The sequence below is a fragment of the Methylobacterium sp. R2-1 genome, from assembly GCF_014191355.1.
Taxonomy (GTDB): Bacteria; Pseudomonadota; Alphaproteobacteria; order Rhizobiales; family Beijerinckiaceae; genus Methylobacterium.
The window spans coordinates 128,260-150,124 of record NZ_JACHWM010000002.1 but is presented as its reverse complement, the minus strand read 5'-3'; the positions used below and the strand labels follow the sequence as shown (position 1 = coordinate 150,124).

The following is a 21,865-nucleotide window of genomic DNA, read 5'->3' as shown; positions in this document are numbered from 1 at the left end:
GATGCAACCAACGAATGGCGGGGAATGGTCGGCCGGTTCGGGAGCAGGGCCGGGCGCCGGGGAAGCGCCCCGGGGTCCGTAGCCGTCGCGGGCGCGCGGCCCGGCCCACGCATCGGTTTCACTGGGCCGGACAGACCTAGGAATGCGACACGGCTGCAATGGGAGAGCATGGCTCAGTAGCGCGTTTCGCTACCCGGCTCAAGTCCCCGCCCGCCGATTTCATCTCAGGTTTCGGATCGCCCGACTCTGCGGAAGCTTCCCGCCCGCCAATCATCGGCGCCGCAGCCGCACGTAGAGGGCACCGGCCCCGCCGTGGTGGCGCGCCGCCTCCTCGAAGCCGAGCACGAAGCCACGCAGTTCCGGGCCGCGCAGCCAGTGAGGCACGCTGCGCCGGAGCACGCCGCGTTCGGCGAAGCCGCCGCGGTCGTGCCCGCTGAGACCCTCGCCGCCCTTGCCGGTCACCACGAGCACGCGGGCGTGCCCCGCTGCACGGGAGCGCAGCAGGAAGCCGACCAGGGCGGCATGCGCCTCCGCCTGATAGAGTCCGTGCAGGTCGATGCGCGCCTCGATCATCAGGGTGCCGCGCTCCAGGCCGCGACGCTCGCGCCGTTCCAGCCCAGGCGCGCCCGGGGACGCCGGCGCAGGGACTGGAACCGGTGCGGCGGAGGCGCGGGCGATCTCGGGAGCGAGGTCGCCGAGCTTGAGCGGCTTGGAGGGGGCGCGCGGCAGCGAGACGGTCGGTGCCGGTCGCGCCAGGGGAGGGGAGGCGGGCTTCGACGTGGATCTCAGGGCGGCCTTGGCCGCCGGCTTCGGAGGCGTCTTCGCGGCGGCCCTCACGACAGGCGTCGTGGACCGCTCCGCCTCGACAGCGGGCGCGTTCGTGGGGGCCTTTCTCGGCTTGGCCCGGCCCCGCAGCGGCGTGATCAGCTTGGCGATCTCGCTCCAGAGATGGGCCTCCTCGCGCGAGAGCAGGCGGGATCGCCGCGGCGGTCGCTCTCTCACGGACGGGGCTCCCCAGCGGCGGCCTCCGGCACGGCTGCGTCCTTCGCAGCGTCCTCCACAGTCCCGTTCGGGGTGGGCGCCGGCTTGGGGATCAGCACCACGAAGCCCATGCGGTCGTGCAGGTCGCCCGCCGCCCGGCCCGCGGCGGCGCCGGTGCCGACATAAAGGTCGCCGCGCGCCGGACCGACGATCGCCGAGCCGGTATCGGCGGCAACGACGAGGTGGCCGCGTCCGGGCTGGCCCGGCAGTTTGCCTTCGAGCCAGAACGGCAGGCCGTAGCGCCAAAGGCCGCCATCGACGGCCATGCTGCGCCCCGGACTGAGAGGCACGCCCGCAGCGCCGGGGGGGCCGAGGGCCGGATCGGTGACCGGCTCGGTCCGGAAGAAGATGTAGGACGCGTTCATCCGCATCAGCCGGCGGGCATGGTCCGGATTGGCCCGCAGCCAGGAGGTCCAGCGCTCCAGGCTCAGGCCGTTGAGCGGCAGGTGGCCCTCGGCGACGAGGAGCTTGCCGATCGAGGTATAGGGCTGGCCGTTCTTGCCGTCGTAGAGCACCCGCATCCCGCGGCCGTCGGGGAGCCGCACCCGGCCCGAACCCTGCACCTGCAGCACGAACAGATCCACGGCGTCGCGCAGCCAGAGCAGCGGCCGGGTCCGATCGCCGAGCGCCCCGTCCTCGATCGCGGCACGGTCGGGATACGGAACGAGCCCGGCCTCGGTGCGCCGGCCTGCCCGATAGACCGGATCGAGCCCCGGCGCGGTCTCGCCGGGAGCGAGGCTGACGAGGTCGTCGGGCCGGGAGAGGACCGGGGCAGTGTAGCCGGGGCCGGGTTCGAGCGAACCCGTCAGTTCCGGCTCGAAATAGCCGGTGAGGAAGCCGACGCGGCGCTCCGGCTCCGTCCCGGAGGCCGGGCGCACGATGCGGTAGGCGGAGAATCGCGCCTCGAAGAATTTTTTGGCATCATCCGGCTTCACCGCGGCGGCGGCCGCGCAAGCCGCCGCGAGGTCGGCGGGGGAGCCCGTCACGCCCGGGGCCTGGGGAGGATTGGGGCCGGGCCCGGCGCAGGTGCGGCGGAAGGCGTCGAGAGCCGCCGCGCCGTCATCCTCGCGCCAGCCGGGCAGCGCCGCGAGTGCCACCGGCTCCAGCACGGCGCCCGGAACCTGGGGCGGCAGGCGCGGCGGCTCGGCCGCGCGTGGCGATGCGACGGGAACGGAAACGGCCGCAGCGGCGAGGACCGCTGCGGCCGAAAGGAAGACGTGCGGACGCGGCATGACGCGGATCGATCAGCCGCCCGCGTCGGTGGCGACGAGCTGCCAGTTCGGATCGCGCGAGCCGAGGGTTCGGGCGAAGGTCCACACGTCGGGCACCTCGACGCCGGTCTCGGCATTGCCGTCGATCACCTTGCCGTCCGCGTCGCGGGTGGCGGTGATGAGGTTCGAGAGGAAGCGCACGGTGATCTGCGCGACGCGGTTCTTCACCTCGACTGCCACCATTTCCGCCTTGTCGATGGAGATGAAGGTGGTCTCGACAGTCTCCCGGCGCTTCTCGCGCTCCGAGATCGCCCGCTCGAAACCCTCGCAGACCTCCCGCGACAGGAGCACCCGCAGAGTCTTGCGGTCGCCCTTGGCGAAGGCGATGACGATGGCCTCGTAGGCCCCCTTGGCGCCCTCCAGGAACGCCCTCGGCTCGAAGCTCGGCTCGACCTGAACGACCTGCTCCAGGCCGCGGGCCACCGCGGAGCCCGGCTCGGCGATGCCGCGCCAGTCGCGGGGCGCGGTCTGGACCGCCGCCCCTGCCTGTCCCCGGTCGGCGCCGGGCAGGCGCACCACGTTGTCGCCCTCGCCGCGGCCGGCGGCCGGCGGCTCGGTGCGGTTGCGCTCGACCGGCCGGAAGGGCGACCGCTCGGTGCCGGTCTTCTGGCCGAGGACCGAGCGCAGCCGCCAGATCACGAAGACGGCCAGCGCCAGGAAAATCAGAGTGGTTGCGTCGAAGGAATCCTGCATCACCGATCCGAATCGTGACCGTCGCACATGTATGTCCGGCGCCCGCGAGGCCGCTCGGACGAGAAGGGCCGTCCCGTGATCCCGCCCACCGCGCTCCGGCAGATGGCTTCGCGAGGCTCCCGACCGTGGCCGGAGAGGGGTTCGCGAAACCGGCTCTGAATGTCTCTCACGAAACTCCCGCTGCGCCGTGGCGGCCGAAGGAAGATCGGCCGGTGACCGGGCGTTTCGTGAGGCACTCTTAGCCGAGGGCGGCGCGGGGATCGAGCCGGAAACGGACGTCTAGAAAGGCGCTTGGGTCTGAGTGTCTCCGACTGTTCGAAGTCCGTGACCTTACCGTGATATGGGCGTAGCCGCGAGCTATTCCAGGTAAACGGGTGAGACGAGCCTCCGCGTCCCATTCGCGCGCATCCCAAGCCCATGCCGACAACGTCGAGAACAAGGCCTCGCGGCTTCGCTCGAGGATGGCCGATTGCTTGGGTTCGGCTTGTTCGCTGGATACGGGCATGGTAGCCGCAGCCCGCGCCGGAGGGGCGCTCTTGCGCGGGACACGTGCGCGCAAAGACGACGCAAGAAGGAGAGACGCCATGGCCGATACCGCGGCACCGAACGGCAACGGCGCACAGGCCCAGGATCTCGCGCCCGCGATCAACGCGCTGGCGCAATATGCCAAGGATCTCTCCTTCGAGAACCCGAACGCGCCGCGCTCCCTGCAGCCGCAGGAGGGCGGGCCTCAAATCAACATCCAGGTCAACGTCAACGCCCAGCAGATCGCCGAGGCCGACTTCGAGGTCGAGCTCACGCTCGAGGGCGATGCCAAGATCCAGAACGAGGTGCTGTTCGCCTTCGAGCTGAAGTACGCCGGCATCTTCCGCATGCGCAACATCCCGCAGGAGCAGATCCACCCGGCGGTGATGATCGAGTGCCCGCGCCTGCTCTTCCCCTTCGCGCGCCAGATCGTCGCCGAGGCGGTCCGCAACGGCGGCTTCCCGCCCCTCTACATCGACCCGATCGATTTCGTCGGCCTCTATCAGCAGAAGATGATGGAAGCGCAGGCCGCCGGACAGGGCACGGGCGCGCCGCTCGCCTCCTGAGGCGAGGCTTCAAGCGCATCGTTCCGAGCGGAAATCCCTGAACGAAACCCCGGTGCCGACGGTGCCGGGGTTTTTTCATCGGCTGTTTCCGGCCCTGCCGCGCTGAGCGGTCGCGGTCACCCACGGGCCGTCATCGGGGTTGAGGCGGAACGGGGCAGCCTCGCGGATCGTCCCGCGCAACGCCGCGTGCATCGCCCCTCGCGCGGCCCTGCGCTGGGGAACGCCCCCGGCCTTTCGACCGGCTCATCTCCCCGGCTCATCTCCAAGGGCAGCATGGCGCCCACCACCCACCTCGCCCTGATCAACGTCTTCATCGGCGATATCCAGGGCGGGCTCGGGCCGTTCCTCGGCACGTGGCTCGCGCAGATGCGGCAGTGGAGCCCGTCGCAGGTCGGGCTTGTCACCACCCTGGTAGGCGCGGGCACGCTGCTGCTCAGCGGTCCCTTCGGCGCGCTGGTCGACCGCCTCGGACGCCCGCGCCTCCTCATCGTGATCTCCTGCGCCGCGATCCTCGCCGGCACGCTGCTCCTGATGCCGGCCCATTCCTTCGTGCCGGTTCTGGCGGCGCAGTTCCTCGCTGCGGCCGGCGGCACGCTGCTGCTGCTCGCGGTCACGGCGCTGACGCTGGGGGTCGTCGGCAAGGAGGCCTTCCCACGCCAACAGGGGCGCAACCAGGCCTTCAACCATGTCGGCATCCTGATCGCTGCCGGGCTCATCACCTTCGGCACCGCTCATTTCGGGCCCGAGATCGCCTTCTGGGTGCTGGGGGCCATGGCTGCCGCCGCCATCGCCGCCGCGCTGGCGATGCCGGCCCGCGCCTTCAACCACCGCCGGGCGGCGGGCTGGAAGGAGGAGGACGAGGCGGAGCCGGCCCGCTCGTCCTTCTTCCAGATTCTCTCGAACAAGCGGCTGCTTGTGCTCGCGGTGGCGCTCGCCCTGTTCCAGCTCGGCAACGGCGGCATGCTGACCCTGCTGGGGCAGAAACTCGTGCACACGGCGGACAACCCCACCGCCTGGACCGCCCGCTACGTCATGGTGGCCCAGCTCGTGATGGTGCCGGTGGCGCTCGCCGCCGGCTCGCTCGCCGACCGACGCGGCCGGCGCCAGCTTCTCATCGCCGCCTGCCTCGCCCTGCCTGTCCGGGCGGCTCTCTCGGCCTTCATCGATGACCCGTACTGGCTCATCACCGCCGAGATTCTCGACGGCGTAGCCTCGGGCATCATCGGTGTGGCGGTGCCGGTGGTGGTGGCCGACCTCACCTGGGGCTCGGGCCGCACCCAGACGGCGCTCGGCACGGTCAACGCCGTGCAGGGCGCGGGCGGCGCGCTCTCGGCGTGGTACGGCGGCCTCGCCCAGGGCTGGTTCGGCTGGAGCGGATCCTTCCTGGCACTCGGCGCAGCGGGCGTCCTGGCGCTTGCCCTGGTCTGGTGGCTTGCCGCCACCACCGAGGATAGCCGCTCCCAGCGTCGCCGCACCCGCCGCGAGGAGCGCCGCCACGCTGCGCGCTCCGCGGAGAAGCCGGCGTGAAGCGCGTCTGATCGGTCGGAACAGGCTCGGCGCCTCGGCCGTTCACCGGGCGTTTCCTCCCGGCCGCGAGGCGCGCATGGTTCGAACTCCGACGGCCCGATCGTAGGACGATGAGACCGGCCGCACGATCCGCGCCTACGAGCCTCGCGCCGTGCCCTGGCTCAGCGTCGTGTTCGGCTACGGGCCGATGCTGCCCTTCGTTGCCGGGGCGGTCTTGGTGTGGGTGTTGCGAGGGCCGACGGCCGAGGCGGTCTTCACCCTGACGCTGCTCTGGGCTTGCGCGATCCTGCTGTTCCTCTCCGGCGTGCGCCGCGGTGTCAGCTTCCGCACCGAGGGCGGGGCGACTCTCGCGCAGATCGCTACGATGCTGAGCTTGTTCCTGCTGGGCTACGGTGCTGTCATCGCCTTCGCACGGGGCGAACCTGCCATCGCGCTCGGCCTGCTGATCGTCGGCTTCACCGAGATCGCGATTCTCGATCCGATCGCCGCGCGCCGGGGTGAGGTGCCCCTGTACTTCGAGCGCCTGCGGCCGGCGCAGATCCCGCTGGCGGTCCTCAGCCTCGCCGCGCTGCTGGCCTATCGCCTCACGCTCTGAGATAGCACCGGCCGACCTCGAGTCCTCCCGCCGAGGACCGGCGCGGACACTGCAACACCTCTCACAGCTTCCGCCGCGCTCCAGCACCTCAGGCTCAGGGGATGAATTGGCGAATGTCATCGGCTTTCGTAGAAGGCCGTTCCGCCAATCCGCCAAGCTCTCCGATCGGCCTATGCACGTCACCCACGATCCCACAGCCCCCGAGGCGGACAAAATCGGGTTCGACGCCTTCCTCGCCGTGGATATCCGCGTGGGTACCATCGTCTCGGCCGAGCCCTTTCCCGAGGCGCGCAAGCCCGCGATCAAGCTCGTCATCGACTTCGGACCGGTGATCGGCCGCAAGCGCTCCAGCGCGCAGATCACCGAGCATTACAGCCCCGACACGCTGACCGGCCGCCAGGTCGCGGCGGTGGTGAACTTCCCGCCGCGCCAGATCGGAAAATTCCTGTCGGAGGTGCTGACGCTCGGCTTTGCCGACGCGGCCGGCGCCGTCGTACTGTTCGCTCCCGACAAACCGGTGCCGGACGGCAGCCGGCTGTTCTGAGACGGCCTCGGGTTGCCGCCTCGCCCGCGGCTGCGATAGAGCCGGGCCTCATTCCCGAAGACTCCCGCTCGATCGGCGACGACATGGCCAAGGCCGACACCCTGAAACCCCGCTTGCCGCGCGGCTTCCCCGACCGCACCGAGGCCGACCTCCTGGCCCAGGGGCGCATGCTGGACACCATCCGGCAGACCTTCGAGCTGTACGGCTTCGAGGCGCTGGAGACCCCCTTCGTCGAGTACACCGAGGCGTTGGGAAAATTCCTGCCCGACCTCGATCGGCCGAACGAGGGCGTGTTCTCCTTCCAGGACGACGACGAGCAGTGGCTGTCGCTGCGCTACGATCTCACCGCGCCGCTCGCCCGCCACGTGGCGGAGAATTTCGATGCGATCCCCAAACCCTATCGCAGCTACCGGGCGGGCTACGTCTTCCGCAACGAGAAGCCGGGGCCGGGTCGCTTCCGCCAGTTCATGCAGTTCGATGCCGACATCGTCGGCGCGGGCTCCGTTGCGGCGGATGCCGAGACCTGCATGCTGATGGCCGACACGCTGGAGCGGCTCGGGCTCGCCGGCCAATACGTGGTCAAGGTCAACAACCGGAAGGTGCTCGACGGCGTCATGGAGGCGATCGGCCTCGCCGGTCCCGACAAGGCCGGGCAGCGACTCACCGTGCTGCGGGCGATCGACAAGCTCGACCGCCTCGGCGCCGACGGCGTGCGCCTGCTCCTCGGCCCCGGCCGCAAGGACGAGAGCGGCGACTTCACCAGGGGCGCCGGGCTCGCGGACGACGCCATCGAGCGCATCCTGGCCTATGTCGGCTTCGAGGCGAGCCCGCACCAGGGCGCCGACCGGATGGCGTTCTGGGAGAAGTTCTTCGGCTCCTGGCAGGAGGTCGTCGGCTCGTCCCAGACCGGCCGCGAGGGCATCGCCGAGTTGCACGCGATCATGCGGCTGTGCGAGGCGGCGGGCTACGGCCACGACCGCGTGCGGGCCGACCCTTCCGTGGTGCGCGGCCTCGAATACTACACCGGCCCCGTCTACGAGGCGGAACTGACCTTCCCCGTCACCAACGAGGATGGCCAGACGGTCCGCTTCGGCTCGGTGGCGGGCGGTGGACGCTACGACGGTCTCGTCGGGCGCTTCCGCAGCGAGCCGGTGCCGGCGACCGGCTTCTCCATCGGCGTCTCGCGGCTGTTCTCGGCTCTGAGGCTGACCAAGAGTCCGCTGGTCGAGGGCGCGGCCAAGCCGGGCCCGGTTGTCGTACTGGTCTTGGATCGCGAAAACATCGCCGAATATCAGGCGCTGGTCGCGCGGCTGCGTGCCGAAAACATCCGAGCCGAACTCTATCTCGGCGCGGCCGGGATGAAGGCGCAGATGAAATATGCCGACCGTCGCCGTGCGCCCGCAGTGGTGATCCAGGGCTCCAACGAGCGCGAGGCCGGCGAAGTCCAGATCAAGGATCTGATCGAGGGCGCCCGCGCGGCCGAGGCCATCGCCAGCAACGCCGAGTGGAAAGCCGCCCGTCCCGCGCAGGTCTCGGTGCCGATCGAGCGCATGGTCGAGGCGGTCCGCGAGACGTTAGCCCGACATTTCGGGTGAGGCGCTGATCGGTCGAGTCAGTCCCTGCAGGGTGCATCTCCTCTCCCCACCGCATGGGGAGAGGACTTTGCCTCCGCTTCCGACCTGCACGACAACGTGCAGGCCGGCCTCTCCCCCGCGTGCGGGCAGAGAGCGGGGAGAGAGCAGAGTGGCGTCTCTCAGAGACGGTGCGCCGTCCGCTCGGTCTCGTCGCGGCCCGGAGCGGAGCCGGTCGCAGGACCGCCCTGTTGACCGCTCTGCGGGCCCCCTTGCGCGTTCGTGCGCTTGACCGCCGCGTCGAGATTTTCGGGATCGAGTGCCGTCTCGACGAAGGCACGGCCGCGATGGGTCAGGTCGCGGGCGTAGCGGATGCCCTGGTCGCGCAGGTCGTCGGCGTAGGGGCCGAGCGCCCGATCCTCCTGCCGGGTGCGCGGCAGGAGTGCGCCGAGCAACAGGCCGGCGGCGAGGCCGACCACGCCGACGAGGAGCGGGTTCTCGGTGACGAACTGCTCGGTGGCGGTGCGGCCCTCGTGCAGGCGGCGGTAGCCACGATCGGCAAGGTCGGACGCGCGCTGGCGATGCGTCTCGTAGCGATCCTCTGCCCAGGAGCGGGCATCCTCGTAGGTGTCGCTCGCCTGCTCGCGGGCTGCGCGAACCGTATCGGCGGCCTCGCTCACCCGATTCTTGAGTTCGGAAGCCCGGTCCGCAGCCTGATCGCGGAGGTTGCGGGCACCTTCCCGCGCCTGTTCGGTCGTGTCCTGCAATCCGGCCTGGAGGCGGGCATTGGCCTCGCGGCCCTGCGTGGTCGCGCGGTCGGCGACGTCGTGCAGGCTGTGATCGACCCCTGCCTCGCGGGGCATGCCGGACCGGGCGGCGATGTTCTCGGGCAGGATCTCCACGGGTGCGCCGGAGGGCGGGGTGGTGACGGGGCCTTGATGATTGGGACCTTGGGTCATGATGGACTCCACTGCTTGAGGCCGTCGGCGCGGGAATTCGCGCGCGGCCCGTGACGGGCTAGACCTGACGCTCGGGCGGCAGATCGGGGATCGGACGCCCGCCCGGGGCGTCGGGGTCGTAGGTGCGGTCGGCGCCGGTCACGGTAACAGGGCTGGTGACCGGGCTCGCGACCGGCTTGGCATCCACCGGCACGAGGGCGCGCGAGGTCGGGCGGCGAACGTTCCGCATGCCGTTGAGCAGCAGGCTGACGCCGGCCGCGATCAGCAGGACCGGTAGGGGGTTGCGCCGGACCGTGGCGAGGGCGTCGTCGTAGAAGCCGCTGTAGGGCGTCTGCCGGGCCGAGCCGAGCATCTCGTCGACAAGGCTCGACGCGTTGAGGCGCCCCTGGATCCGGTCGATCGTCTCGTCGAGCCGCGCGCGGCTCTGTTCGATGTCCTTCTCCAGGTCCGAGATCGATTCGCTCATCCCGAAACCCTTTCCGTCAGCGCGCGGGCATCCTGCCGGACCTGCCGCGAGGTCCGGGTCGGAGCGAGATTCGACAGCGACATCGCCCGGGCGCCGATGACGCCGAGCACCACCGCCACGAGCAGCATGCCGCCGCCCACGAGCAGCGCCGCGAGCCATTCGGACCCGACCAGCGTCGCGACGAACTTCACCAGTGCGCCGATCAGCACCAGCATCGCCGTGACCGCGAAGACCGCAGCCAGCACCATCATCGCAAGGCCGATGAACAACGAGCGGACGTTGTTCGTCATCTCCGTGCGGAAGAGGGCGATCTCCTTGCTGGCAAGCTCACTCGCCTCGCGCAGGGCATCGGCGACGAGGGCTTGGATCGAGGAGGGCGGAGGGGAGGAGGAGGGATTGGGGCTTGCCATGGTGCGTCCCCTCAGGCCCGGTAGCCGTCATGAGAGCGGCCGGCCGGGCGGGGCGTCTCCACGTCGCCCGACGCTTTGACGAAGCGCGACAGCAGGAAGCCGGCCGCGAAGGCGCCGACCGCGACCGTCACCGGGGAGCGGCGGGCATAGGCCTCGGCCTCGCGGTAGAAGTCGTCGAGGCTGCGCCGCTCGATCGTGCCGGCGAGATCGTCGAGACCCTCTGCCGCGCTGTCGAAGAAGGCACGGATATTGGGACGGTCGTCGAAGGTCTTTCCTGAGTCGCGCAAGGACTTGGCGAGGTCCGAAACGGAGCGGGCGGCCTCGCCTTTGCGGTCATCGACGTAGGCGAGGGCCTGCTGGCGCGCGGCTGCGGCGAGCCCTTTGCCGCGCTCGGCCGCGAGGCTGGCGGTGTCCTCCACGTCGTGGCGCAGATCCTCCAGATCGGCCTTGGTCTCGGCCGGCTTGGCGCTGCCGACGGGATCTGGGGACGCGGACGATGTCATGGGCGTGTCTCCGGGCATGGTCGCTGGATCGGTGCGGATGCACGTCGATCCGTGATGAACTCGGCCGGAGAACCGTTGGCTGCCTCGCGGAGTTCCGTTTTCAGAGCTCGTTCCGCTCGGCCGTCGCCGGATGCAAGCGGGTTCGAACGCAATAAGAAAAAGCGAGGAAGCCGCGCCGCGCCCATGTTGATGTCATGTTGATGCTCCCGTCGATCGCGTGCCCTGGACGCGTTCCGTGCCGGTGCCGGATGTCAGCGCCCGTTCAGTTTGCCCCTTGCATGGTGGCGGCGGCTCTGCTGCACTGCGACGAACGCGGGCAGGCGTGGGGGCCGGGCGGGCGGATGCGGGATGGAACAGCGGTGACATCGTCGGGCCGCCTGCTTGACCCGCAGGTGGCGATGCGCTTGGCTGCCTTCCGACGGATCGCGCCAGGCTTCCGCGCGTTTTCCCACAGACGCAAGACCCTTAGGCCGGCGCGCTCCGCGTGCCGGCCCCAGCGAGGACCGGAGCCGGGTTCGTGGCACGTCTGATCATTGTCTCCAACCGTGTCGCCGTGCCCGCCGAGGGCAAGGATGCGGTCTCCGCAGGGGGGCTCGCCGTCGCGGTCAAGGAAGCCTTCTCCTCCTATGAGGGGTTGTGGTTCGGCTGGAGCGGAAACATCTGCGACAATCCGAGCACCGAGCCGGAACTGATCGACCGCGGGCCGATCCAGTACGCCGTCCTCGATCTCTCGCCGCAGGATCACCGCGAGTATTATGCCGGCTTCGCCAACCGGGCGCTCTGGCCGATCATGCATTACCGGATCGGGCTGGGAACCTTCTCCCGCTCGGACTATGCCGGCTATCAGCGCGTCAATCAGACCTTCGCCCAGGCGCTCGCCAAGCTGGTCGAGCCTGACGACCTGATCTGGGTGCACGACTACCACCTGCTCCCGCTGGCGAGCGAGCTGCGCGGCCAGGGCATCGCCAATCCGATCGGCTACTTCCACCACATCCCGTGGCCGGCTGCCGACGTGTTCAACACCCTGCCCGCCAGCAGCGAGCTGCTGCGCGCCATGGCCGATTACGACCTGATCGGCCTCCAGACCGATGCGGACGTGCAGAATCTCTCGCGCAACTTCATCGACACGATGCGGGCGATCCCGCTCGGCGGCGGCTCGATGATGGTGGACGGGCGGCGCACCAGGATCCGCTCCTTCCCCATCGGCATCGATGTCGCCAGCTTCAAGGAGGCCGCCGACAAGGCCGGCTCCAACAAGGTGGTGCGCGAGACCATGGCGGGCCTGCGCACCCGCAAGCTGCTGATCGGCGTCGACCGGCTCGACTACTCGAAGGGCGTGCCCGAGCGGATGGAGGCGGTGGATCGCTTCTTCGCCTCGAATCCGGACCAGCGCGGCAACGTCGTCTACATTCAGATCACGCCGAAATCCCGCAGCGAGGTGCCGGAATACGAGCAGCTCTCGCGCGAGGTGAACGAGAAGGTCGGCGACATCAACGGCATGCTCGGCGAGCCGGCCTGGACGCCGATCCAGTACGTCACCAAGGCCTATCCGCGGCCCGTCCTGGCCGGCCTTTACCGGGCGGCGCGTGTCGGCCTCGTCACGCCGATGCGCGACGGCATGAACTTGGTCGCCAAGGAATACGTCGTCGCCCAGAGCGAGGAGGATCCCGGCGTCCTCGTGCTCTCCAAGTTCGCAGGTGCCGCCCGGCAGTTGCCCGAGGCGCTGCTCGTCAACCCCTACGATCGCTTCGAGGTGGCCGAGGCGATCCGGCAGGCGCTCTACATGCCCCGCGGCGAGCGCCTCGAGCGCTGGAAGCCGATGGTGGAACGCATGCTGCGCGAGGATGTCGATTGGTGGGCGCGCAACTTCATGGCGGAGTTGGAGACCTTCCGCACCGTCGAGCGCGAGCCGCCGAGCACTACGGCAGCGGCGGCGGAGTAGCTTCCACCAGGGCGACGAATCGGCCTAAGTCGAAGCGTGGCCTCTTCTTTTGGGCCCGGCTTCACGAAGGACCGGAATGATCGTCATCGAGGAGGGCCTGCCGACGCCGCTCGGCGCGCATTTCGACGGCCGCGGCGTCAACTTCGCTCTCTTCTCGCAGAACGCGACCCGGGTCGACCTCTGCCTGTTCGAGCCGGGCGCACGGCACGAATCGCGCACGATCCGCCTGCCCTGCCGGACCGACGATGTCTTCCACGGCTATCTGCACGGCCTCCTGCCCGGGCAGCAATACGCCTACCGGGTGTTCGGCCCCTGGGACCCGGTCGGCGGACACCGCTTCAACCCGGCCAAACTCGTTCTCGACCCCTATGCCCGCGAGATCGCCGGCCGCATCCGCTGGCACGACGCGCTCTACAGCCACCGCCACGGTGGCGCCCGCGAGGACCAGATCGACCGGCGCGACAGCGCACCGTTCCTGCCCCGCGGCGTCGTCACCCGCCCCGACACGCCTGATCCTGTCAGCCTGCCCGCGCCGCGCCCGCTCCACGAGACGGTGATCTACGAGGCCCACGTCAAGGCGCTGACCCAGACGCATCCGGCGCTCTCGGAAGCCGAGCGCGGCACCTATCTGGGGCTCGCCCATCCGGCGATCATCGAGCACCTGCTGAAGCTCGGCGTCACCGCCCTCGAACTCCTGCCGATCCAGGCTTTCGCCGACGACCGCTTCCTCGTCGACAAGGGCCTCGTCAACTTCTGGGGCTACCAGCCCTACAACTACTTCGCCCCCGAGCCGCGCTATCTCGGCGAGGGCGGCACGAGCGGGCTGCGCTTCGCCATCCGCGAACTCGCCTCGGCCGGCATCGAGACCCTGATCGATGTGGTCTACAACCACACGGCGGAGGGCGACCATCTCGGGCCGACGCTCGCCTTCCGCGGCATCGACAATGCGAGCTACTACAAGCTCGATCCCGAAAATCTACGCCGCAACATCGATTGCACCGGCTGCGGCAACACCCTGAACGTCGCCCATCCGCGGGTGATGCGGATGGTGCTCGACAGCTTGCGCCACTGGGTGACCGCCTACGGCGTGGCGGGCTTCCGCTTCGATCTCGCCACGAGCCTCGGCCGCGCGCCGAGCGACTTCTCCCCCCAGGCCGCCTTCTTCCAGGCGGTGCAGCAGGACCCCGTCCTCTCGCGCGTCAAGCTCATCGCCGAGCCCTGGGACATCGGCGGAAGCGGCTACCAGCTCGGCGGCTATCCCTATGGCTGGAGCGAGTGGAACGACCAGTTTCGCGACAACCTGCGCGGCTTCTGGCGCGGTGACGCGGGCACGCTCGCCAAGCTGACGCAGGGGCTCTCGGGCTCGCGCGAGATTTTTTTGCCGTCCGGCCGCTCGCCGCTCGCCAGCATCAACTTCGTCGCCTCACATGACGGCTACACGCTCGCCGACGTGGTCGCCTACGCGGAGAAGCACAACGAGGCCAACGGCGAGGAGAACCGCGACGGCCATGGCCACAACCTCTCGGCCAATTACGGTGTCGAGGGCTCGACCGACGATGCCGGCATCTTGGCGTTACGCGCCCGCCAGAAGCGCAACATGCTGGCCTGCGTGTTCTTCGCCCAAGGCGTGCCGATGCTGCTGATGGGCGACGAGCGCTCGCGCTCGCAATCGGGCAACAACAACGCCTATTGCCAGGACAACGCCTTGAGCTGGATGGATTGGGAGACCGATCCCGATCCGACGCTCACCGCGTTCGTGGCGAACCTCGCGGCCCTGCGCCGGGCCTGTCGGTCCTTGCGGCGGCGCCACTTCCTCGTCGGCAGCCGTGTCGGCGAGTCCGCCCTGAAGGACGTCCACTGGCTCTCCCCCGACGGGACCGAGATGGATGAAGCCGCCTGGGGCGACGGTGAGCGCCGTGCCTTCGGCATGCAGATGAGCAACGACATCGAGGGCTCGGAGCGCGTCCTCATCCTCATGAACGCGGCGCCGGAGCCCTGCCCCTTCGCCCTGCCGCCGGATCTCGGCGGTCCCTGGCGTCCCGTCTTCGACACGGCCCTCGAGACCGGTGCGATTCCCGACGGCATGCGCCCGCCGGTTCCGGCCGGGGGCACCGTCGATCTGCCGGAGCGGACGGTGATGGTGCTGAAGTCGCCGCCCATCCTCGATTGAGGGTTCGCCCGGGAAAACGGGCCGGGCATCTCGGCTTCCCCTCCACCCCGTGGCATCCTGGCCTCGGATTGCGACAGGCACGAGGACAGGATCGATGCAGGCGGAGAGCGGCGGCGCGGCACGGGTGACGGTGGTCGATCACCCCCTCGTCCAGCACAAGCTGACGATGATGCGCGACGGCGAGCGCTCGACCAAGGGGTTCCGCGAACTCCTCAACGAGATCGGCATGCTGCTCGCCTACGAGGTGACCCGCGACCTGCCGCTCGAACCGGTCACCATCCAGACGCCGATTCAAGCGATGGAGGGGCGCCGGATCGCCGGCAAGAAGCTGGTGCTGGCCCCGATCCTGCGGGCCGGCGTCGGCTTCCTCGACGGCATGCTCTCGCTGATGCCCTCGGCCCGCGTCGCCCATGTCGGGCTCTACCGCGATCCCGACACGCTCCAGGCGGTGGAGTATTATTTCAAGAGTCTGTCGGATCTCGCCGACCGCACGGTGTTGGTGCTCGATCCCATGCTCGCCACCGCCAATTCCGCGGTCGCGGCAGTGGAGCGGCTCAAGAGCCGGGGCGCGAAGGATCTTCGCTTCGTCTGCCTGCTCGCGGCGCCCGAAGGCATCGCCCGCTTCCAGGCGGCGCATCCCGACGTGCCGGTCTGGACCGCCGCGATCGACAGCCATCTCAACGATCACGGCTACATCGTGCCGGGCCTCGGCGATGCCGGCGATCGGATGTACGGCACGCGCTGATTTTTCCGTGCCTCAGTGCCGTCGGCCCCGAGCGGCGTGCGCGTACACGCCTCGACGCATCCCGTCCCGTGCGCCATGTGACCCGAGCGTGCGAGCGACGAACCCGCCGCGTGAGCCCCGAGGAGGCCCGATGTCCCAGACCCTGCCCGAGACCATGCGCCAGATCCGCTTCACCGGTGCGGGCGGCCCGGAGGTCATCGCGGTCGAGACCGTGCCGGTGCCGGAGCCGGCTTCCGGGCAGGTGTTGGTCGAGGTGGTCGCGGCGGGCGTCAACCGGCCCGACATCATGCAGCGCCAGGGCAGTTATCCGCCGCCCAAGGGCGCGACCGAGATTCCCGGCCTGGAGATCGCCGGCCGGATCGCCGCGCTGGGCGAGGGGGTGACGGGTCTTTCGGTGGGCGACGAGGTCTGCGCGCTCGTCATCAGCGGCGGCTACGCCGAGTTCGCCGTCGCCGAGGCCGGACAGGTGCTGAAGAAGCCCGGGCCGCTCTCCCTGGTGGAGGCGGCCGGCCTGCCCGAGACGGTCTTCACCGTCTATTCCACCGTGATCCAGCGCGGGCGGCTCCAGAAGGGCGAGACCTTCCTCGTCCATGGCGGGTCGAGCGGTATCGGCACCACCGCGATCCAGATCGCGAAGCAGCACGGCGCCCGCGTCCTCACCACCGCGGGATCTGCCGAGAAGTGCCGCTTCTGCGAGGAGCTGGGAGCGGATGCCGCGATCAACTACCGCGAGGCGGATTTCGCCGAGGAGGTGAAGCGCCTCACCGACGGTAAGGGGATCGATGTGATCCTTGACATGGTGGGAGCGGCCTACCTCTCGAGGAACATCGCCTCGCTCGCAGTGGAGGGGCGCCTCGTCCAGATCGCCTTCATGCAGGGCTACAAGGCCGAGAGCCTGACGCTGACCCCGATCATGCTCAAGCGCCTCACGATCACCGGCGCGACCCTGCGGGCTCAGCCCAAGGAGGCCAAGGCCGCCATCGCCGAGGGGCTGAAGCGGGACGTCTGGCCGCTGGTCGAGGCCGGTAAGATCCGGCCGATCGTCCACGCCACCTTCCCGCTGGAGGAGGCGCGCAAGGCGCATGAACTGATGGAGACCAGCAGTCACACGGGCAAGATCCTCCTCGTCACCGGTCGCTGACGGCACAGGTTTCGGTAGGAACTCTCGAAGCCGGACCGGCGTTGGCCAAGCATAACCGATGCTGACGCCGCCCCTTTCCGTGGGCGGAAGAGAGGGAACTTCATGGCCCAGATCGAGAACCAAACCGATGCCCGCCAGGGTGCCAAGGGCAAGCCCGTTCTCTACGTGCTGGTGGCGAGCCTCGTCCTGCTGGCGGTCGCCACCGTCGGCCTTCTGAGCTGGAACCGGGCGGAGACCACCTCCGACTACGCCGGCAAGAGCCAGGAATCGTCTCGCGAGATGACGACGGGTTCCGTCAACAAGGCCCCGTCCTCCAACAGCGGCAACGTGCCGACCGAGAACCCGGCTTACCCGCAACCGTCGCAGAAGTCGGCTCAGTAAGGCCTGAGCCCCAGGATCACGAAAAAGCCGCCCGACACGATGTCTCGGGCGGCTTTTTCTTTGCATCTCGACGACGCGCGAGGGCTCAACGCGTCGGGATCGGCGTCTCGCCGCGATAATCGTAGAAGCCGCGCTTGGTCTTGCGGCCGAGCCAACCGGCCTCGACATACTTCACCAGCAGCGGGCAGGGCCGATACTTCGAATCGGCCAGCCCCTCGTAGAGCACCTGCATCACCGACAGGCAGGTATCGAGGCCGATGAAGTCGGCGAGCTGCAGCGGCCCCATCGGGTGGTTGGCGCCGAGCCGCATCGCGGTGTCGATCGATTCCACCGAGCCCACCCCCTCGTAGAGGGTGTAGATCGCCTCGTTGATCATCGGCAGCAGGATGCGGTTGACGATGAAGGCCGGGAAGTCCTCCGACATGGTCGAGGTCTTGCCGAGCTTGGCGATGAAGGCCTTGGCCGATTCGTAGGTCGGATCCTCGGTGGCGATGCCGCGGATCAGCTCGACGAGCTGCATCAGCGGCACGGGATTCATGAAGTGAATGCCGATGAAGCGGTCCGGCCGGTCGGTTGAGGCCGCCAGCCGGGTGATCGAGATCGACGAGGTGTTGGTCGCGACCAGGGCGTCGGGCTTGAGCGAGGGACAGAGCGTCTGGAAGATTTTGCGCTTCGTCGCCTCGTCCTCGGTCGCGGCCTCGATGACGAGGTCGCAGGGACCGAGATCGTCGAAGCTGCGCGCCGCCACGATGCGCCCCAGGGCGCTGCGGCGCTGCTCGTCGCTCAGGGCACCCTTCTGGACCTGACGCGTGAGGTTCGCGTCGATCAGTGCGAGGCCGGCCTCGATCCGCTCGGGATCGCGGTCGTTCAGCCGCACATCGAGGCCCGACGCCGCGCAGACATGCGCGATGCCGTTCCCCATCTGGCCGGCACCGACGATGCCGACCGTCTTGATCTCGATGCCCATACCCGTATCGCGTCCTACCTGCTGCGGCATCGTCCTCTCGACCGCATCGCTAGAATGCGGCACTGCAACAAATGCGTCAAACCGGTTTCAAGCCGCAGGCACCTGAACCGGTTCGACGGTATCGTGAGGCGCGTTACCGATCCTTCTACCGGTCCTTGGCCTTGGCGATCTCGGCCTGCAAGTCCGGCACGACCTGGAACAGGTCGCCGACAAGCCCGTAATCCGCCACCTGGAAGATCGGCGCGTCCTCGTCCTTGTTGACGGCGACGATGATCTTCGAGTCCTTCATGCCGGCCAAGTGCTGGATCGCGCCGGAGATGCCGACCGCGACGTAGAGGTCGGGTGCCACCACCTTGCCGGTCTGACCGACCTGCCAGTCGTTCGGGGCGTAGCCGGCATCCACCGCCGCGCGCGAGGCGCCGACCGCGGCGCCGAGGGCGTCGGCCAGCGGCTCGATCAGCTCCTTGAACTTCTCCGCCGAGCCGAGGGAGCGGCCGCCGGAGACGATAAACTTGGCCGAGGCCAGTTCCGGCCGGTCGGACTTGGCGATTTCTTCCGACTTATACGCGGCACCCAGTGCGTCCGGAGCCGCAGCCGAGATCGCCTCGACCGGGGCGGCGCTGCTGCCCTCCTCCGCCGGCTTGAAGGCGGCGGTGCGCACGGTGATGACGCGCTTGCCCGCACCGACCTGCACGGTCTGGATCGCGTTGCCGGCGTAGATCGGCCGGTCGAACGTGTCGGGCGAGACGACCTTGATGATGTCGGAGATCTGCGCGACGTCGAGGAGCGCAGCCACGCGGGGCAGGGTGTTCTTGCCCGTGGTCGTGGCGGCGGCCACGATCGCGTCATAGGGCTCGGCGATCGCGGCGATCAGCGCGGCAGTCGGCTCGGCGAGGTCGTGGTCGTAAGCGGCGTCCTCGGCATTCAGCACCTTCTCGACGCCATCGAGCTTGGCCGCCGCCTCGGCCGCCGGCTTCGAGCCGGTGCCGAGCACCAGGGCGTGGATGGGCGCACCCAGTTCCTTGGCCGCGGTCAGCGCCTTCAGCGTGCCGTCCTTGATCTGCCCATTGGCGTGCTCGACGTAGAGGAGCGTGGTCATCGGCAAAACTTCTCAAAAAGAGGGGAGGGGCGCCGCTCGACCGAGGATTGGGAGCGGCGCCGAATGGATCAGAGTCAGGGTCAGAGCACGCCGGCTTCGACCTTGAGCTTCTGCACCAGCTCGGCCGCGGAGCCGACCTTCACACCCGCCTGCCGGCCCGGCGGCTCGGCGACCTTGAGCACGGTCAGCTTCGGCGTGACGTCGATCCCGAGCCCCTCCGGGGACAGCTCCTCCAGCGGCTTCTTCTTCGCCTTCATGATGTTGGGCAGCGACGCGTAGCGCGGCTCGTTGAGGCGCAGGTCGGTCGTGACGATCGCCGGCAGCTTGAGCGAGACGGTCTGGAGGCCGCCATCGACCTCGCGGGTCACGTCGATCGCGCCCTCGCCGAACTCGACCTTGAAGGCGAAGGTGCCCTGCGGCCAGCCCAGCAGCGCCGCCAGCATCTGGCCGGTCTGGTTCGAATCGTCGTCGATCGCCTGCTTGCCGAGGATGACGAGGTTCGGGCTCTCCTTTTCCACCACGGCCTTCAGCACCTTGGCGACGGCGAGCGGCTCGCAATTCACGTCGGTCTTGACCAGGATCGCCCGGTCGGCGCCCATGGCGAGCGCGGTGCGGAGCGTCTCCTGCGCCTGCTGCGGGCCGATCGAGACGGCGATGATCTCGGTGACCTTGCCCTTCTCCTTCAGGCGGATCGCCTCCTCGACGGCGATCTCGTCGAAGGGATTCATCGACATCTTGACGTTGGCAAGTTCCACGCCTGACCCGTCGGACTTGACGCGGATCTTCACGTTGTAATCGACGACCCGCTTGACGGGCACCAGAACCTTCATGGCTGTCGCATTCCTCCGTTCCTGCGAAGTCCCGGCATCACTTGACGGACGGCTCTCGGACCCGCTTGACCGCGCTTGATGGGATTGTCAGGGCGGCGGGACCGTAGCGAGGCGATTTCCCGCTTGTCAACGCGCCTTATCGGGGGCGTGACCCGCGGACATTCACCGGTTCTGGCCGGGCACCCAGAGCACGTCGTCGGCGCCGTCGCGGTTGGCCGCGCGGGAGGCCACGAACAGGAAGTCCGACAACCGGTTGAGGTATTGCAGGGCTTCCGCCGAGATCGCCTCGCTCTCGACCCCCGACAGCGCGACCACCAGCCGCTCGGCGCGGCGGCAGACGGTGCGGGCGAGGTGGAGCGCGGCGGCCGTGGCGGAGCCGCCGGGCAGGACGAAGGACTTCAGCGGCGGGATGTTCGCGTTGAGCGCGTCGATCTCCGTCTCCAGCCGCTGCACCTGCGCGGCGACGACCCGCAGGGGCTCGTAGCCGAGCGGCTTGTCGCTCGGCGGCGTGGCGAGGTCGGCACCGAGATCGAACAGGTCGTTCTGGATACGCGCCAGCATGGCGTCGAGGGCGGGCTCGGCGGTGAGGCGGGCAAGCCCGATGCAGGCATTGGTCTCGTCGACGGTGCCGTAGGCTTCCACCCGCAGATCCGCCTTGGAGCGGCGCTCGCCGTTGGCGAGCCCGGTCGTGCCCTGATCGCCGGTGCGGGTGTAGATGCGGTTGAGCTTGACCACAGCGTCCCTCTCGCGGGCCCTAGAGCATCGTCCTGGATCTCGGATCCAGGACGATGCTCTGGCCCCTTGTTGTTGCATCGTCTTTTTCCGAAAGCCGGCAGCCACCTTTCGGGACGATGCTCCAGTGTTCTTCAATGATAAAAAACCCGCCGGCGATGTTTCGCGCCCGGCGGGTCTTTGCAAGCCGTAAAAGTCTGGCAAGCCGTAAAAGCGGCTGGCGCCAGACCTGCGGTCAGAAGGTGTAGCCGAGCTTGCCACCGAAATTGGTCAGGCCGCGGTTGTCGCCGCACAAGCCGGCATTCGACATGTGCTCGACGGTGGCCATGACGCTCCAGTGCTCGTCGATGCGGAAGCCGAGCGCCGCCGCCTCGCGGAACAGCGGCGAGCAGCCTAGCGCGTTGAAGCCGTAGGGTGCGTTCGCCTTCAGGCCGGTATAGCCGTTATGGGCCGCGCCGCCGAAGAAGCCTTCGAGGAAGACGCGCCGGTCCAGGGTCTCGGGGAACAGGTCCACGGTCCAGGTGGCGCCGATATAGGCGTAGCTGGTGCGGCCGCCGGTGTTGTAGCTGCCGCCCACGGTCGGACGCGGCACGAAGGCCTGCCAGAACGGGTCGGTGGTCACGAGCGGCTTGGCGAACAGGATTTCGCCGTTGACGTTCGCCGTGCTGAAGCCCGGCAGCTTGCCCTCGGCGCTGCCCGGATCCTGAACCGAGCCGCCGATGCGGACTTCGGAGACGATCGAGTAGGGCTGGACGGGGGCGAAATAGGGCGGCGGTGCAGGGGCCCGGGCGGCGCCGAGATCGGCGGCCTGCGTGGCCGTGACGGCCGAGCCGGCGAGGACGCCGACGAGAATCCGGGCAAGGGGTAACTTCATCGGCGGTCGGTCCGTCCGTTTCAACCCGCCTCGAATATCACGGTGCCCGGGGCACAGCCCGCGGATTCATCCGGCTCCGACGCTTTTGCCGCCCCGGTGGGGCCTGGGCGCCACACTCCGTTCACGTCGCGCGGCGCGCCGCCGGCTGTCGGATGTGCTTTCGCGCGGAGCGGTGATCGCGTGGGATGCAAGGGGCGCGATCATGCATCCGCTGGGCCCTGTCTCGTCTTGGCTCCGCGATCGCGCTTCAGGCATCAGCCGCAGCCTGGGGACGGCCCGGGCCGAGAACGATGTCCGGCTGACCGGCTGTGGA

Annotated in this window: 22 protein-coding genes; 10 read left to right on the top strand and 12 right to left on the bottom strand. The window is 69.1% G+C overall.

The window, feature by feature from the left end; genetic code table 11:
- Positions 1-270 precede the first annotated feature (270 nt).
- Genes FHU13_RS03350 through FHU13_RS03340 form a run of 3 tightly spaced genes read right to left on the bottom strand, consistent with a single transcriptional unit; the run spans position 271 to position 3,005 of the window.
- Positions 271-1,002, bottom strand: coding sequence for a Smr/MutS family protein (locus FHU13_RS03350; protein ID WP_183434440.1), 732 nt, complete (start codon positions 1,000-1,002; stop codon positions 271-273).
- Positions 999-2,273: a murein transglycosylase A gene (locus tag FHU13_RS03345; RefSeq protein WP_246714458.1), complete on the bottom strand. Its 1,275-nt coding sequence runs from the start codon at positions 2,271-2,273 to the stop codon at positions 999-1,001. Before FHU13_RS03345 ends, FHU13_RS03350 begins: the two co-directional genes overlap by 4 nt.
- 12 nt (positions 2,274-2,285) lie before the next feature.
- Positions 2,286-3,005 carry a Tim44/TimA family putative adaptor protein gene (locus FHU13_RS03340; RefSeq protein WP_183434439.1) on the bottom strand — a complete coding sequence of 240 codons (720 nt, stop codon included), beginning with the start codon at positions 3,003-3,005 and terminating at the stop codon, positions 2,286-2,288.
- Between the two features lie 584 nt (positions 3,006-3,589).
- Here FHU13_RS03340 and secB point away from each other — a divergent pair.
- The 5 genes from secB to hisS all read left to right on the top strand — a co-directional run bounded on the left by secB (position 3,590) and on the right by hisS (position 8,357).
- Entirely contained in the window at positions 3,590-4,096 is a 507-nt protein-coding gene (gene secB / locus FHU13_RS03335) for a protein-export chaperone SecB (protein WP_183434438.1), read from the top strand.
- 273 nt (positions 4,097-4,369) lie between these two features.
- On the top strand, positions 4,370-5,623 hold the full coding sequence (locus FHU13_RS03330) for an MFS transporter (protein ID WP_183434437.1): 1,254 nt from the start codon (positions 4,370-4,372) through the stop codon (positions 5,621-5,623).
- 127 nt (positions 5,624-5,750) lie between these two features.
- The gene (locus FHU13_RS03325) at positions 5,751-6,218 is read left to right on the top strand and encodes a DUF3429 domain-containing protein (RefSeq protein WP_183434706.1); all 468 of its coding nucleotides are present in this window, start codon (positions 5,751-5,753) and stop codon (positions 6,216-6,218) included.
- A gap of 172 nt (positions 6,219-6,390) precedes the next feature.
- Complete coding sequence (locus tag FHU13_RS03320) at positions 6,391-6,762, top strand: tRNA-binding protein (protein ID WP_183434436.1); 372 nt, start codon at positions 6,391-6,393, stop codon at positions 6,760-6,762.
- A gap of 83 nt (positions 6,763-6,845) precedes the next feature.
- Positions 6,846-8,357, top strand: coding sequence for a histidine--tRNA ligase (gene hisS / locus FHU13_RS03315; protein ID WP_183434435.1), 1,512 nt, complete (start codon positions 6,846-6,848; stop codon positions 8,355-8,357).
- 158 nt (positions 8,358-8,515) lie between these two features.
- Here the strand turns inward: hisS and FHU13_RS03310 are convergent, their stop codons facing one another.
- From FHU13_RS03310 to FHU13_RS03295, 4 genes are read right to left on the bottom strand one after another with little or no spacing between them, the layout of a single operon-like run.
- A complete protein-coding gene (locus FHU13_RS03310) occupies positions 8,516-9,292 on the bottom strand; it encodes a DUF883 family protein (protein ID WP_183434434.1) in 777 nt (258 codons plus the stop codon).
- 58 nt (positions 9,293-9,350) lie between these two features.
- Positions 9,351-9,758: a DUF3618 domain-containing protein gene (locus FHU13_RS03305; protein ID WP_183434433.1), complete on the bottom strand. Its 408-nt coding sequence runs from the start codon at positions 9,756-9,758 to the stop codon at positions 9,351-9,353.
- The gene (locus tag FHU13_RS03300) at positions 9,755-10,168 is read right to left on the bottom strand and encodes a phage holin family protein (protein ID WP_183434432.1); all 414 of its coding nucleotides are present in this window, start codon (positions 10,166-10,168) and stop codon (positions 9,755-9,757) included. The genes FHU13_RS03305 and FHU13_RS03300 overlap by 4 nt, the downstream gene beginning before the upstream one ends.
- 11 nt (positions 10,169-10,179) lie before the next feature.
- The gene (locus FHU13_RS03295) at positions 10,180-10,671 is read right to left on the bottom strand and encodes a hypothetical protein (protein WP_183434431.1); all 492 of its coding nucleotides are present in this window, start codon (positions 10,669-10,671) and stop codon (positions 10,180-10,182) included.
- A gap of 517 nt (positions 10,672-11,188) precedes the next feature.
- Here FHU13_RS03295 and FHU13_RS03290 point away from each other — a divergent pair.
- From FHU13_RS03290 to FHU13_RS03270, 5 genes are all read left to right on the top strand, one after another.
- Positions 11,189-12,613: a trehalose-6-phosphate synthase gene (locus FHU13_RS03290; RefSeq protein ID WP_183434430.1), complete on the top strand. Its 1,425-nt coding sequence runs from the start codon at positions 11,189-11,191 to the stop codon at positions 12,611-12,613.
- A gap of 76 nt (positions 12,614-12,689) precedes the next feature.
- A complete protein-coding gene (gene glgX, locus FHU13_RS03285; RefSeq protein WP_183434429.1) occupies positions 12,690-14,783 on the top strand; it encodes a glycogen debranching protein GlgX in 2,094 nt (697 codons plus the stop codon).
- 94 nt (positions 14,784-14,877) lie between these two features.
- On the top strand, positions 14,878-15,528 hold the full coding sequence (gene upp / locus FHU13_RS03280) for a uracil phosphoribosyltransferase (RefSeq protein WP_183434428.1): 651 nt from the start codon (positions 14,878-14,880) through the stop codon (positions 15,526-15,528).
- Positions 15,529-15,658: 130 nt separating this feature from the next.
- Entirely contained in the window at positions 15,659-16,669 is a 1,011-nt protein-coding gene (locus FHU13_RS03275; protein ID WP_183434427.1) for an NAD(P)H-quinone oxidoreductase, read from the top strand.
- Positions 16,670-16,771: 102 nt separating this feature from the next.
- On the top strand, positions 16,772-17,050 hold the full coding sequence (locus FHU13_RS03270; protein WP_183434426.1) for a hypothetical protein: 279 nt from the start codon (positions 16,772-16,774) through the stop codon (positions 17,048-17,050).
- Positions 17,051-17,135: 85 nt separating this feature from the next.
- On the opposite strand, the gene FHU13_RS03265 is transcribed toward FHU13_RS03270, so the two are convergent.
- The 5 genes from FHU13_RS03265 to FHU13_RS03245 form a co-directional block, all read right to left on the bottom strand.
- A complete protein-coding gene (locus tag FHU13_RS03265) occupies positions 17,136-18,017 on the bottom strand; it encodes a 3-hydroxybutyryl-CoA dehydrogenase (protein ID WP_183434705.1) in 882 nt (293 codons plus the stop codon).
- A 145-nt stretch (positions 18,018-18,162) separates the two neighbouring features.
- Positions 18,163-19,116 (bottom strand): electron transfer flavoprotein subunit alpha/FixB family protein, encoded by a 954-nt coding sequence (locus FHU13_RS03260; protein ID WP_183434425.1) that lies wholly within the window; start codon positions 19,114-19,116, stop codon positions 18,163-18,165.
- A gap of 80 nt (positions 19,117-19,196) precedes the next feature.
- A complete protein-coding gene (locus tag FHU13_RS03255; RefSeq protein ID WP_183434424.1) occupies positions 19,197-19,946 on the bottom strand; it encodes an electron transfer flavoprotein subunit beta/FixA family protein in 750 nt (249 codons plus the stop codon).
- 162 nt (positions 19,947-20,108) lie between these two features.
- Positions 20,109-20,681 (bottom strand): cob(I)yrinic acid a,c-diamide adenosyltransferase, encoded by a 573-nt coding sequence (locus tag FHU13_RS03250; protein WP_183434423.1) that lies wholly within the window; start codon positions 20,679-20,681, stop codon positions 20,109-20,111.
- Between the two features lie 232 nt (positions 20,682-20,913).
- The gene (locus tag FHU13_RS03245; RefSeq protein WP_183434422.1) at positions 20,914-21,552 is read right to left on the bottom strand and encodes an acyloxyacyl hydrolase; all 639 of its coding nucleotides are present in this window, start codon (positions 21,550-21,552) and stop codon (positions 20,914-20,916) included.
- Positions 21,553-21,865: the final 313 nt, after the last annotated feature.